At 66.0% G+C, this 12,880-nt stretch carries 9 protein-coding genes and 1 tRNA gene; 6 read left to right on the top strand and 4 right to left on the bottom strand.

What is annotated here, in order from left to right; all coding sequences use genetic code 11:
• Positions 1–252 precede the first annotated feature (252 nt).
• Positions 253–1,329: a site-specific integrase gene (locus tag D7Y15_RS15305; protein ID WP_233604963.1), complete on the bottom strand. Its 1,077-nt coding sequence runs from the start codon at positions 1,327–1,329 to the stop codon at positions 253–255.
• Between the two features lie 1,034 nt (positions 1,330–2,363).
• Here D7Y15_RS15305 and D7Y15_RS15300 point away from each other — a divergent pair.
• The 4 genes from D7Y15_RS15300 to D7Y15_RS44150 all read left to right on the top strand — a co-directional run bounded on the left by D7Y15_RS15300 (position 2,364) and on the right by D7Y15_RS44150 (position 4,899).
• Positions 2,364–3,716, top strand: a complete 1,353-nt coding sequence (locus tag D7Y15_RS15300) for a hypothetical protein (RefSeq protein WP_120576600.1) — start codon at positions 2,364–2,366, stop codon at positions 3,714–3,716.
• Entirely contained in the window at positions 3,716–4,066 is a 351-nt protein-coding gene (locus tag D7Y15_RS15295; protein ID WP_120576599.1) for a DUF2019 domain-containing protein, read from the top strand. Before D7Y15_RS15300 ends, D7Y15_RS15295 begins: the two co-directional genes overlap by 1 nt.
• Before the next feature lie 22 nt (positions 4,067–4,088).
• A complete protein-coding gene (locus tag D7Y15_RS15290) occupies positions 4,089–4,685 on the top strand; it encodes a DUF1629 domain-containing protein (protein WP_121753062.1) in 597 nt (198 codons plus the stop codon).
• A gap of 120 nt (positions 4,686–4,805) precedes the next feature.
• Positions 4,806–4,899: transfer RNA gene (locus tag D7Y15_RS44150), tRNA-Sec, on the top strand.
• 51 nt (positions 4,900–4,950) lie between these two features.
• Here the strand turns inward: D7Y15_RS44150 and D7Y15_RS15285 are convergent.
• The 3 genes from D7Y15_RS15285 to D7Y15_RS15275 form a co-directional block, all read right to left on the bottom strand.
• Complete coding sequence (locus tag D7Y15_RS15285) at positions 4,951–6,015, bottom strand: HEAT repeat domain-containing protein (RefSeq protein WP_126933325.1); 1,065 nt, start codon at positions 6,013–6,015, stop codon at positions 4,951–4,953.
• 578 nt (positions 6,016–6,593) lie between these two features.
• The gene (locus tag D7Y15_RS15280; protein WP_121753034.1) at positions 6,594–8,402 is read right to left on the bottom strand and encodes a glycosyltransferase family 39 protein; all 1,809 of its coding nucleotides are present in this window, start codon (positions 8,400–8,402) and stop codon (positions 6,594–6,596) included.
• Positions 8,399–8,734 carry a hypothetical protein gene (locus D7Y15_RS15275; protein WP_148712773.1) on the bottom strand — a complete coding sequence of 112 codons (336 nt, stop codon included), beginning with the start codon at positions 8,732–8,734 and terminating at the stop codon, positions 8,399–8,401. Before D7Y15_RS15275 ends, D7Y15_RS15280 begins: the two co-directional genes overlap by 4 nt.
• A 295-nt stretch (positions 8,735–9,029) precedes the next feature.
• Between D7Y15_RS15275 and D7Y15_RS15270 the strand changes: the two genes are divergently transcribed.
• Positions 9,030–10,220 carry an acyltransferase gene (locus D7Y15_RS15270; protein WP_121753032.1) on the top strand — a complete coding sequence of 397 codons (1,191 nt, stop codon included), beginning with the start codon at positions 9,030–9,032 and terminating at the stop codon, positions 10,218–10,220.
• Positions 10,221–10,343: 123 nt separating this feature from the next.
• Entirely contained in the window at positions 10,344–12,776 is a 2,433-nt protein-coding gene (locus D7Y15_RS15265) for a kelch repeat-containing protein (protein WP_121753031.1), read from the top strand.
• Positions 12,777–12,880 lie beyond the last annotated feature (104 nt).

The raw sequence follows: 12,880 nt of genomic DNA, 5'->3' as shown, positions 1-12,880 counted from the left end.
TCGATGGCCCCGCCGTGACCGTGGAGCGCGCGGCGGAGCTGCTGCATTGCAGTCGTGCTCGCGTCTTCGCGCTGTTGAAGGATGGGCACCTCGTTCGTGCACCGCGATTTGGGCGGGAGACAACGCTCGTCACCGCATCCGTTCTGGCAGTCCTGAGGGTTGGCACCGCGCCCGCCGAGCCCGTCCAGCGCCGCGCGACGCGCTCCAGGCGTCGCGCGGCGGCCCTTCGCACCGTCCCCTTGGACGGCGGCATCAAGCGACCTGACGGGACTCCACGTTGACGTTGGCGGGGTCGTCAGGATGCTCCAGCCGTAACGGGAAGACGATCATCGGAGGCACCTGCACGCCCTCGTAGAAGAGCTTGGTCGTCCGAGTGCTCAGGTGTCCCATGACGGCGGCCACCATCTCTACCGGCACGCCGCCCGAGGTTGGCTTCACGACCTGCCCGCACTCAGCGGACCATGTCGCGAAGCAGTGACGTAGCTCGCCAGGACTGATGGGCGTCACGTCGTCGTCCGGCATCTCCTTCCGGAGCCGAGCCGCCGCATAGCCGATGCTTTCGCGGACGGTATTTCTGCGAGGAGAACTCTTCCGAGCCTGGAGCCGCTGTGCAGCTGCGAATCCCTGCGCGTCCAAGCTGACAACGTGCACGCGGCCATTCTTGTGGCGAAAGCTGACGGTCCCCCAAATGCCACAAGGGTCTTTCACCTCCAGCAGCACTCCACCTCCAGAAGCAATCCGCCCAATCTCGGAGTCGTGCATCCCGGTCTTCGCTCGAAGACAAAGGACGTCCCGGACGGCTTGGCTCTTGATGGCGGCATAGAAGCGCTCCACCAACTTCATGGGGTAGCCCTTCGTTCGCCGTCCCTTCTCGGCTACGGAAGGCGGAACCCTGAGTTCCAACGTTGGGTCCTCGGCCGGTTTGAGCCTGTCTTCCTCGCGGAGCCACGCGGTGAGCGTCTTCAGTGCGATGATGCGACTCTTCCGCGCCGTCTCCCATTCGGTGAGGTGCCGGCGCAGCTCGCGGAGCTGAACCTTGCGCAGGTCCCGCCCGCCAAGAACATCGGCCCAGGCTGCCAGGTAGTTCCGAACGTCGCGCCGGTAGTCTCGGCTTCGTCCCTTTTCGGTGAGGTGAGCCATCAAGCCGGCCAGGACCTCCTCGTCGATCCGGACTGGCGCATCGTCGGCCGCCGCCTGTCGCCGCGTTCGGTAGCCGTCCGGGTTCCGCTCCCAGAGCGCGAGTTCCGCCAGCGCCTCCCGTTCGCTCCTAGCGTCCAGGGCCACCCCGAATCGGCGGCCCGCCCATTGGCGCTCAATGACCCACACCATGCGACCTGCAACCTCTCGAACCCGGCCTCCCTGCCACTTCCCGACCCACTTCGCTCCCATTTGTCCCTCGGTGCGTTACCGGTGCGTTACCGGTGCGTTCCAAGGGCTAGATGGGGGCGTTTTCCCTCTGACGGCCGCTGGGCTAGAACTCGCCTTCAAAACCGGTGAGGGGCTGCGAGAGCAGTCCCTGGCGAGTTCGATTCCCGTGCCCTACCGCCACACCTCTGCAATCCGGTTAGCGATTCATCGTCACCAGCCAGCAGCTACCAAGAGGTCGACGCACAAATGCCACAGGATAAGGAAAGTGGCGCAACTGCCGCTCAATGGGGCCGTGATACAGCTCGACAGCTCGCCGAAAAGCTAGGAGCCAAGCCACTCAGCAACATCTCGAATGAGGCGCTACTCGACGACGAATTGATTGTGATCAAGTGCGCCAAACCTGACACCGACACCGTCGGTGTCACCTTCAAGATGCTTGCACGCGTGTCCCGCGTATTCGGTGCTTTCCAACAGAGCGACGGCAGCTTTGACATTTGGTCACTACCGTCCAGCATTTATTCCAAACATACCCGCGAGTCGGCCGGTCGCGGCTCATCCGCTGGAAAGTATGGGCTCGTACGACGAGACGCGTTCCTCTCACTTGGAGTTCACATCGGGACAGTCCGGCTCCCCTAGTATGCCGAACTAGATTTGAACGACTGACTTGGGCCTGACGATCAGCATCGCCCCCAGTCACTGTGAACCCATGGCAATGGAGAGTCGCTTGGCTCTCGGGAAAACAGCACGGCGGCTGGTCCTGTGGGCTATCGTGGGACCTCTGCTGGCAGGCGCGTTTGGACAGACCGGATGCTCCCATGGAAGCAATCTAGTCATTGGGCGCACTGCACCTGAACACTTCCGGCACGCCGTCGGCCCGCACGCTCGACGACAGCCGGTGACCACCCGGAGCGCTTGTCAGTTCTACCTGGTATTACCCGACCTTGCGCCACCGATGCGCTCCCGAGCAAAGAGCGCCAGCGCCAGGAGGGCTCCGCATGCTGCCACGATGGTCGATTCCCCTACTGATCGTGATGCTGGCCGGATGCAGCGGCACCACGAAGTCCGTGCGCCTACACACGGGCCACGGCGACCCCATCGTCCTCACCCCACGCAGCGGCGATGCCGCGCCGGTGGAGTTGGACGAAGACGACTTCGTTGAAGTCGTAGCAGTGCTCGCCCGGAACGTGCGGCCGTCCACTCATCCCCAGGAAACGGCCCGGCGGTTTTTCGAGATGGATCCGCGCAGCGGTTCGTACCTGTACGAGCCGCGCAGCCACCGTGTCATCCCGCTGGGACCGGGCGAACACCTGGACGGTGATCTCCCCTCGACAGAGGTGGATCTGACGCGCGCATACCTGCGCTGGTGCGAGCGAACGAGCAAACCCGGCGATTGCCTGCGCCTCCTGGTGGAGAGCCCTACTGTCACCGGAGATGGCCGTTACGCCCTGGCCATGGCCTTGGCCCAAGGCGTCGTGCGGGACGAGATGATGGACGCCTTCAAGGAGATGGCTGATCCCCAGGCCATGATGGCTGCGGTTCTTTGGACGTGGACCACGTACTGCATCTTGCTCGCGGTGCCCGAGCCTTTCTCGAAGGGCGTGGCCGCCGTGATGACCGCCTCCCTCATTGCCTACGTGGGGGTCGATACGTTCTGGAGCCTCATCTTGGGCTTCAAGCAGCTGGTGGAGGAGGCGGAGCGGGCCACCACGTTTGACGAACTCCGCGAGGCGGGTGAGCGCTACGGCAAGGTCATGGGCCGCAACGCGGCGCGCGCGTTCGCCATGTTGGCAACGGCCGCCCTTGGGAACACGGCGGCGGGGCTGGGGTCGAAGGTGCCAATGCTCCCAGGCGCCGCGCAGGCGGCGGTCCAGGCTGAAGCGCAAATGGGCATCAGGCTCGCGGCGGTCGCGGACGTGGGAACGGTGGCCGTGAGCGCCGAGACCGTCACCATCGCCCTCGCGCCCGGCGCGGTGGCCATGGGGGCCAAAGCCACGGGCGGCAGCGCCTCCGCCAAGGCGCGTCCCTTGGGCTACAGGGCCTGGAGCTCGTTCAGTGGTTTCAAGAAGGCCATGGGCCCGGCGGGCAAGAACAAGGAGTGGCACCACATCGTCGAGCAAACTCCGGGCAACGTGAAGCGCTTCGGCCCCCAGGCCCTCCACAACACCGAGAACCTCATCCCACTGGACAAGATCCTGCACACCGACGTCAGCGCGCTCTACTCGTCGATCCGGCGTAGTATCACCGGCTCGCCATTGACCGTGAGGCAATGGTTGAGCACGCAGTCCTACGAGGCCCAGCGTGACTTCGGGCTGCTGGCCATGGAGAACGTGGCGAAGGGGGTCTGGTGATGACGTTGGAGAGATTGGTCGAGCAGTTCGCCCTGAACGTGGCGGCACAGACCGAGGCCATCTTCCGGGGAGATGCCAAGACGGGAAACAAGCACGCCAGGAAGTACGGTGCAGCCGTCGATAAGCTCCTGGCCCATGGAAACGCAGGACGTGATGCCCTCCTCGTCCTGCTCAAGCATGAGCGCATGGATGTGCGTGTCATGGCCGCCGCCCATCTGCTCCGCTACCGGACGGCCGAAGCGAAGGCGGTTCTGGAGGAAGCCGCCAAGGGCAAGGGGCTCGTTCCCTTTGAAGCCGGGCAGGCATTGAAGCGCTGGGAAGAAGGAACCTGGGCGCTCGATCCAGAGTAGCCCGCCTCGGATGGACGACCTCATGCCGACGCGGTTCTTCAAGTTGACCGATGATGTGTACCTCTCCGGCCGGTGGGAGCTGGGGCATCCTCTCGATCAGGAAGGGCGCAAGCTCTATGACCCGTGGCAGTTCAGGATCGGGCAGCGGGCTCACTCGGACGAGCGCATCAGGATCCCCATCAAGATCTCCGGCAAACCGCTCGACTATTCCCACGCGGCATTCAGCATCCCCGTCGTCCACGCCCGGGCGGCCTCCTTCTTCACCGAGCTGGCACCCGACGACATGAAGCTCATCCCGGTGGAGATCGACTCCCAGCCCGCTCAGCACTTCATCCTCAACGCCACCCGGCTGGTGAAGTGCATCGACGATGCAGCGTGCGAGGAGGTGCGTTACTGGACCCCGGAGGACGGGATGCCCGAAAAGGTGGGTACGTACTCCTCCGTGTCCGGGATGCGCATCGACCCGGCGAAGGTGGAAGGCGCCAAGGTGCTCCGCACCTGGGGCTGGACCGTGGCCTTGATCGTGTCCGAGGAGATCAAGGAGGCCCTGGAGCGCGCGGTCATCACCGGCACGAAGTTCACGGACGTGACCGGCCCCGGTGCAGCCAATGCCCCCTAACCCCTGCCGTCCCCACCCGCGTACCCAAGCTGTACCCAAGATGAACGGACGCGGGTGGACCTTTACGGACTCGCGGTCCACCCCGCGCCAGAGGGAAACGGGCCACCCCTCAATCCTCCCGGGCACCTCGCGGATCGGTGTGGCGGGGCTTCAAAACCGGTGAGGGGCTACGAGAGCAGTCCCTGGCGAGTTCGATTCCCGTGCCCTACCGCCAATGCGTTCCAGGGGTTACGCCCCCCGTACTGCCGCCTTCGCAGCATCTTCGTCACCGATGGGCACTGTTCGAGCCGAGCGTCTGCTCGACCCAACGGTGCCAGGCCGCCGGCTCGTCACCCAGGTCCCGCCCCGCCAGGATGGCGAGCACCTTGCGAGCAGGCTCGGCATCGGTCTTCTGCTGCATTCCAGCCATCTCCACCAGCACCGCGCCCGCCTTGTCGAGAATCTGCCGCTGATGGGCGGCGCCTTCGGTTTCCACGATGTGCACGAGCGCCCAGGCTGCCTTGTTGCGGTCGGTCTCGAGCGGGTACCAGAGCGCTTCGAGCACGGGCTCCAGCGGGATGATGACCCGCGGCTGTCCCTCCTGCATCGTTCCCAGCAGGCGCAGCGCCTCGTTGCGCACACCCTCGTAGGGGTCGCGCACCGACGGGAGAACGAGCTTCACCAGTTGCTCGCGTGAGTTGATGTAGGGCAGGAGCATGACCGTGGCCATTCGCTTGGAGTCGTTGCGATCCTCACGCAGCACCCGCACCAGCGTGTCGAGATTGCGGGGAACACCATCCATGAAGCGCTGCTCCAGCGGCGCGAGCTCGGGGTGGTCGAATCCTCCATGGCAGTTGAGGGCATGGCACTTGCTCTTGCCGTACTCGGGGACAGCCCCTTCCCTGCTCAGCTTCCAGTAGGCCGTCTGGTATTCATCCCAGGCCGTGAGGAGGCCCTCCGGCTCCGGGATATCGCCCTGCGGCGCGGGTGAAAAGGGCATACGCCACTCATCTCCGGCATCGACCAGATCCACCGTCACCCGGAACGTCCGCGTCGGCGGGTAGGCCACCATCGAGTACCTGCAGAACGCGAACTTGTAGGCCGCCAGGAGCCGCGGCTTGCTCTCCATGAGGTACGGCGTGAACTCCCCCTTCTCGAGGTTGAAGCGCGCGCCGGGCGCAGGCATCCCAATGACCTCCAGCAGCTTGCCCTTGGGCACCTTGCGTGAGCCGAACACCTCCACGCCTTCGAACACGTAGACCGGGCTGGGCTGGACCGGCGATGCGGCCTGATGGACAGGCGTTGCACAGGCCGTGAGCAGTGCAAGACCCAAGAGGACAAAGCGCTGCATGGTTCTCCCTCTCCGCGCCGAGCAGGCGCAGGGATCTCAACGATGGTTGCGCGGGATGTGGCTGGTAAAGCGAACTCCAGGCTAACGCGCATCCGGGCCACCCTCGCATGAAATTCTCCCTGCCCCAGGAAGCGCCCTGGCGCTGCCCACCTGTCACGCGCCCGCGACACCTCTGGGTTCAACGTCATCCCTTCAGGGTGGATGCGTGCTCCGGACGATCCCGATCACCGATTCCGGAGCAAGCCGAACACCGGCTCCGGGACAAGCCGAACACCAATTCCGGAGCAAGGCGAACACCTGTAGCAGGGTGAGGCACCGGGGCCTGAGCAGCGCGGAGGCCCGCGCGGACTGAAGGTCCGGCCGGAACGTTGACGACGCTGGACAGAGCGCCGACCACGCCGCCACCTTCCAGCCCTTGACCTACCGCGGCCCGCTCTGGACTTTCCAGAACGGGCCGTGGTGCTTCGACGTCATGTCATGACTCAACAGGAGCAGTCATGGAGCAGCTATAGCGATCGCTGGTCATGTGGTGTGGGTGGGAAAGGCGCGTTGAAGACAGCCGGCGTTGAATGCTGGCGTCATCCCTCCGCGTGGCGTGAACCCTTCGCGCCCTCCTGCATGCATGCTCGGTTCACGAAGACGCGGAATCCCCCGCGTGCGCCCTCCGGCAACTCCGCGCTCAAGTCCAAGGCCTGCAGCGCGATGTCCCGCTCCATTTGCACGAGCCGGGGGTCTTCACGCTCCTCCGGGCCGAAGACGAAGGCGCAGTACTCGCCGGACGCGATGCTCGCCACGAGCGTCTCCGGCCGGAGTTCCGTGTAGAAGGACTGCCAGTAGCGACCATTGCGAAACAGGTAGAGCTGAAGAACCTTGTACCGGGGCGAGATGAAGCTCTCATGCCCGGGCGGCAGTGGTTCCAGATAGGGGCGAAGGATCTCCGAGATCTCCTTGTACGGTGGTTGAGGCGCAGTGAGCTCGTACGCCCCGAAACCAGCCAGTGACAGCGCGGAGAGGCCACCGATGAGCGCCGTCGCTCGCGCGCGCTCGAGGCGAGCCGCCGCATACGCCAGGAGCCAGGCGCCCCCCACCCCGAGCGTGTGCGCGCCAACATAGACAGGCGTGATGTCATCGCGCTTCAGCCCCCGAGCATGAGCCGCCCCGATGAGGAGCACCGCCGCGGCCGAGAAGACGCCCGCGACCCTGAGGGCTCGACGGCCCGATGCCCCCCGTGGTTCGAGGGTGCCCTCCCCGGCAAGGAGCGCCGAAGCACCAAGCCCGGCCAGCCCATAGAGGAATGGCAAGACGCCCAGGATGTAGAGCGACTCCTTGATGGCGGGGTGCGAGAGGGGAACCAGGCTTGCGAGCCCGAAGCCGATGGCGCCGAAGAGCCCGGCCGCGGTCGGCGCACGCCGCTTCAAGGCGGGGAGCGCAGCCAGAAGGAGGGGGCAGAGGAAGAAGTGCTCCCGGTAGAGGATCGCCGGGTAGTACCAGAAGGGATGACTCCATTCCGTGGGCACGCCCGCCCCAGCCAGCTTCGACCCTCCGATGCTCTGCCCCAGGAAGGGTGCGAAGTAGACCTGGGTGAGCCAGAGGGCGACATCCGTGGGTGACCGCAGAGCGACGAAGGCGATGTGAAGGGACGCCGTGGCGAGAAAGCCGGCGGCGATGCAGGCGACAGGAACCAGCGCCCATTGACGCCGCTGGAGACGCACGCTGGCAAGGAGCCCTAGCGAAGCCAGCACGAAGGGGGTGACGAGCCACAGCTTCGTCAAGAAGCCAAGGCCGAGGCATGCGCCACCCAGCAGGGAGTGCCAATTCCTCCCGGTGAGCTCTCCTCGCGCAATCCAGTACGTGCCCGCCATGCCCCACGCCACGAGGACAGGCTCGGCCTCCATCAGCCGGAATTGCCACAGGACGGCAGGAGAGAGCGCGAGCAGGAGCGTCGTCAGGAGCGCCGCACGACGCTCCCACAGGGCGACGAGCCGGTAGGTGAAGCAGAGGGTGGCGGCCAGCGCCGCGAATGAGACGAGCCCCATGGCTTCGGGCCGGCCGCCCAGGGGACAGCCTCCGAGTGCGAGGAGCACCGAGTGAACTGGAGTGTTGCCGATGCCTGGCAGATCGAAGCCGACCCAATCCTCCGAGCCGCCAGGGATGTACGAGGGCCGCACCACGAGCGCCAGCGAACGGCACATGTTGAGGGCCATCGTGCCATTGACGCCCTCGTCACCTGTTTCAATACGCTTGAAGACGACGCCGCGCGCGAAGGCCAGGGCAAGGGAGGCAATGACCACCACACGGACGACGAAGCGCAGGCGATTGTCGTCATCACGCCGCGGCCCAAGCGGCTGGACGGGGGGAAACCACGAGCCTGGCCAGAGAAGTCTCATTTCCGCCAGGCCCGGGGCAGGTGGGCACGAGCGTGGAGCCAGTCCTTGCCCCCCCCTACCCTCGCGGTCGGACTGAGTTGAGCCTTCAGAATCCTGCCGAGCAGCCTCAGCGTCCGCAGCAGCGGCTCCTTCGACTCGTCCTGGTGCGTCTTCTGAGCGGGCGTGCGCTTCCGGGTCGCGTCAACCGGCTCCTCCAGGCTCACGTAGGCGCACGCGAAGCGCTCCGATGAGAGGAACTCGCCCAGCCACCGTCGCTCCTCGCGCGGAAACCAGGCGGCGAAGAGGACCCGCATCTTCACGGGCTCCATCGCTCCATCCTTGAAGGGACTCATGAAAGAAGGCACGAGCCTGACCGAGCAATTGCCGTTCCAGCCAGCGGCAGCTCAATCCGGGCCTTCGAGTCCTGCTCGTCCGTTTCGGGGACGGCCCCTCATTTCGACCCTGGACAGCCGAGACGGGCGGTCCTCTCGAGGGAGCGAGCCATCCTCGATGGACTCTCAATCCGAGACAGCCTGACGTCCCAGCATGAGACAGCAGGGACAATCAGCCGGCGGTGAGGCCGTGAAGCATGGAGCACGATACCTGCATGGAGGCACAGGCAGCAGGAAGCACGTGGGACACATGTGAATGCGCAAGCCGGTGATTCGCAAGACACTCTCCGAGGAACTGTTCTTCGTCCGCGGCATGAGCCTGATGCTCGTGGTGCTGGTCCATGTGATCGGCGTGGAGCCCTTCCAGGGGGTGCGCAAGCTCTTCTCCCCGGAGCGAGCGGAGCTCCGGTTCGCCTCGGAGTTCATCCACAGCTTCAACATGGCGGTGATGATCATCGGTTCGGGCGTGGCGGTGTCACTCTTCGGCGCGCCGGACAGGTCCTTCCGGGAGTTCGCGCACAAGAAGCTGCGCAAGCTCGTCGTCCCGATGTTGGTGTGGGCGCCCGTCTTCCTCTTTGCCCATGAGCTCACCCAGGCGCGCCCGCGAACACCTGGCGGATGGCTGGCGCTGCTGGGCCGGTTCCCCGCCGCCTGGTTCCCTCCGTACGCCATCTTCTGGTTCATTCACGCCCTGGTGGGCTGTACCTGTCTGGCGTGGGTGTATCAGCGCATCGTGCCCGCCCGGTACAATTGGAACGGACTGAGCTACCTGGCACTGTCCTGGGTGTCGTATGCCGCTGTCGAGTTCCTGGAATCTCCGATGTCTGACATTGAGATGAGATACCTCCGCTTCATCCTCTTCTGGAACTGCCTCTTCGGTCTGGGAATGAGCCTGCCCCCCTGGCTGGCGCTGGCGCGCACCCGGCTGTCCCAGTTGCCTCTGGCGCTCCAGGGACTGGTGCCCTCGGGGTTCCTGGGGCTGCTGGTCTCTTTCCATGTCTCGGGGCTCGCGGAGGGGCATCTGGATCCGCGCCTGCTCACGGGGCCGCTGGGCTTCTGCCTGCAATTCACCCTGGCCTTCTTCCTCCTGGGTGTTGCCCGGAGCCTGGGCGCGACGTGGAAGGGGTTGGCGAGCTGGATTGTCTACCTGGGCTCGATCAGCATGCCGCTCTACCTCTTCCACATCTATTTCGTGTCCGGGGTGAGGCTGGCTTTGGGGAAGGTGCTGCCAGGAGCGCCGCTCGCGCTGCACCTGGCGCTGGGCGTGTTCGGAGGGCTGATGGGGCCCCTGGGCCTCTACCTCCTCCTGGAGAGGAATCGGGCCTTCCGCTGGAGCATCGGCCTGCGTGGTGTCCCTTTGGACACGCCCGAACTCGGCGCGAATGAGTCCCCTGGCACCCGGCCACCTCGGGTGGAGGCATCGACCATGAAAGGGGCCGACGTATGAACCCAAATGAAGTGTTTACCAGTCGCCAAAATGTTTGTGTTTCAGAGCGGGACGGCCATGCTGGCTGGCTACACCAAAGTTCATGGAGGCCCCCTCTGAGCGCCTCCATTCCCTGGAGTTGTCATGGACGTGATGAGAGCCAGCAGGGTCCTGCTGCTGGGATTGGTCTTCGTCGCAGCAGGCTGTAGCAGCAAGCCACCGGAAGAGAAGACGCTGGCCCACAGCGCTTCGCCGTTGGTGGTGGAGGGGTGGACCGAGGCCGCGCCCATGGCGGAGGCTCGCAAGTACCACGCGGGCGTGGTGCTGCCTTCCGGCAAGGTGCTGGTGACGGGCGGCTACAACGCCAGCGGGTATCTGTCCTCCTCCACCCTCTTCGACCCCGCTACTGGCGCGTGGACAGCGGCCGCCTCCATGCCGGAGGCGCGGCAGATCCACGCCATGACGCCGCTGCCTTCGGGCAAGGTGCTCGTGGTTGGCGGAGAGAACGCGACGGGCCGCCTGGCTTCCGCGGTGGTGTATTCCCCGGACACCAATACCTGGGCCTCCGCTGGGAGCTTTGCCTCGGGCGTGGCACGGGCTTCCCTGACGGCGACGCTGTTGCCTTCGGGCAAGGTGCTGGTGGCGGGCGGTGGCAACTCCGGCGGCCCCAAGTTCACTGTGGATGTGTATGAGCCGGTGGCGGGAACCTGGAGTGTCGGTCCGAATCTGGGAGCGGCGCGGCGCGACCATACGGCGACGCTGCTGACGACCGGGCAGGTGCTGGTGGCAGGCGGCGTCGGGGGCGCGAGCCTGGCGACGGCGGAGTTGTACAACCCGTCAAGCAATACGTGGGCTGCGACGGGAAGCCTGGCGACGGCGCGCTACAACCACACGGCGACGCTGCTGCCTTCGCGCAAGGTGCTGGTGGTGGGTGGCCGCAACAGCACCGGGCTGCTGGCGACAGCGGAGGAATACGACCCGGGCACCGGGCAGTGGAGCGCGACGGGCGCGCTGGGCTCGGCGAGGGAGCTGCACTCGGCCACCCTGCTGAGCACCGGCAAGGTGCTGGTAACGGGCGGCATGTATGGCAGCGCAGCAACAGCCGCACTGGCGAGCTCGGAGGTGTACGACCCCGTCACCCGGCAGTGGAGCGCGGCGACGCCGATGACCGGTGCGCGGTATTCGTATGTGGCGGTGTCGCTGGCGACGCAGGCCAAGGTGTTGGTGGTGGGCGGTATTGGCGCCACCGGCGCGAGCCTGAAGACGGCGGAGGTGTACGGGTACGACGCCTGTGCTGGGGTGACGTGCAACAGCGCCCCGGGGGCCTGCTACGAGGCGGCGGGGACGTGCAGCAATGGCGTGTGCAGCTACGCGCTGAAGGCAGCTGGGGCCACCTGCGACGACGGGGATGCGTGCACCGGGACGGACGTATGCAACGGCGCGGGCGTGTGCGCGGGAAGCGCCACCCAGTGCGACAGTCCTCCGGGGCAGTGCTATGCGGCGGCGGGGGCATGCAGCGACGGGACGTGCTCCTATTCGTACAAGGCAGCCGGTGACGCGTGTGATGACGGGGATGCGTGCACGGTGGATGAGAAGTGCAACGGAGCGGGCGGGTGCGCGGGCACGCCGGTGACTTGCAGCAGCCCTCCGAGCCAGTGCTTCGAGGCGGCGGGGACGTGCAGTGAGGGCGCGTGCTCCTATGCGCCGAAGGCGGCGGGCACGGCCTGTGATGACGGCAATGGCGGCACCATCAACGATGTGTGCAGCGGAGCGGGCGTCTGCGCGGGCGTCCCGGCCTGCACGACGCCGCCGGATGCCTGCCACGCCTCACCGGGCACCTACTCCAACGGAGCGTGCACCTACCCGCCGAAGGCCGCGGGCACCCTCTGCGATGATGGCAACGCCTGCACGACGGGCGATGTCTGCAACGGTGCGGGCACGTGCGGTGGTGCGGCCCTGAGCTGCAACAGCCCTCCCAGCCAGTGCCACCAGGCCGCCGGCACCTGCTCCAACGGTGCCTGCAGCTATGCACCGAAGTCCTCGGGTGCGAGCTGCGATGACGGCAACGCGTGCACGACGGGAGACGTCTGCAACGGTGCCGGCACCTGCGGCGGCTCGGCCCTGAGCTGTAACAGCCCGCCCAGCCAGTGCTACGAGGCCGCGGGCACCTGCTCCAACGGCACCTGCAGCTACGTGCCGAAAGCCTCGGGGGCCAGCTGCAATGACGGCAACGCGTGCACGACCGGTGACGTGTGCAACGGCTCCGGCACTTGCGGTGGCTCGGCGCTGAGCTGCAACAGCCCTCCCAGCCAGTGCTACGAGGCGGCGGGAACCTGCTCCAACGGCACCTGCAGCTACGTGCCGAAGGCTTCGGGTGCCAGCTGTAATGACGGCAACGCGTGCACGACCGGTGATGTGTGCAATGGCTCCGGCACCTGCGGTGGCTCGGCGCTGAGCTGCAACAGCCCGCCCAATCAGTGCTACCAGTCCGCCGGCACTTGCTCCAACGGCACCTGTTCCTACGTGCCGAAGTCCTCGGGCGCCAGCTGCGATGTCCTCCGCCCCAGGATTTCTTGAGACACCTATCTGGGGGAATAACCTCCCCCTCGCGAGGTGGATGTGAAGAAGCAACAGAAGCAGGACAGGACGGCGGAGCGCGGTCGGTTCTCGGCGAAGCGGAA

Source organism: Corallococcus sp. AB030, from assembly GCF_003668965.1.
GTDB classification, from domain to species: Bacteria; Myxococcota; Myxococcia; order Myxococcales; family Myxococcaceae; genus Corallococcus; species Corallococcus exiguus.
Note: the sequence above shows the minus strand (reverse complement) of the source record. Positions and strands in the feature narration are given on the sequence as shown.

What these genes read in the sequence shown, in the direction of transcription:
- D7Y15_RS15305 (WP_233604963.1), bottom strand. Translation starts at nt 1,329, where the DNA reads ATGGTGTGGGTCATTGAGCGCCAATGGGCGGGCCGCCGATTCGGGGTG.
- D7Y15_RS15300 (WP_120576600.1), top strand. Translation starts at nt 2,364, where the DNA reads ATGCTGCCACGATGGTCGATTCCCCTACTGATCGTGATGCTGGCCGGA.
- D7Y15_RS15295 (WP_120576599.1), top strand. Translation starts at nt 3,716, where the DNA reads ATGACGTTGGAGAGATTGGTCGAGCAGTTCGCCCTGAACGTGGCGGCA.
- D7Y15_RS15290 (WP_121753062.1), top strand. Translation starts at nt 4,089, where the DNA reads ATGCCGACGCGGTTCTTCAAGTTGACCGATGATGTGTACCTCTCCGGC.
- D7Y15_RS15285 (WP_126933325.1), bottom strand. Translation starts at nt 6,015, where the DNA reads ATGCAGCGCTTTGTCCTCTTGGGTCTTGCACTGCTCACGGCCTGTGCA.
- D7Y15_RS15280 (WP_121753034.1), bottom strand. Translation starts at nt 8,402, where the DNA reads ATGAGACTTCTCTGGCCAGGCTCGTGGTTTCCCCCCGTCCAGCCGCTT.
- D7Y15_RS15275 (WP_148712773.1), bottom strand. Translation starts at nt 8,734, where the DNA reads ATGAGTCCCTTCAAGGATGGAGCGATGGAGCCCGTGAAGATGCGGGTC.
- D7Y15_RS15270 (WP_121753032.1), top strand. Translation starts at nt 9,030, where the DNA reads ATGCGCAAGCCGGTGATTCGCAAGACACTCTCCGAGGAACTGTTCTTC.
- D7Y15_RS15265 (WP_121753031.1), top strand. Translation starts at nt 10,344, where the DNA reads ATGGACGTGATGAGAGCCAGCAGGGTCCTGCTGCTGGGATTGGTCTTC.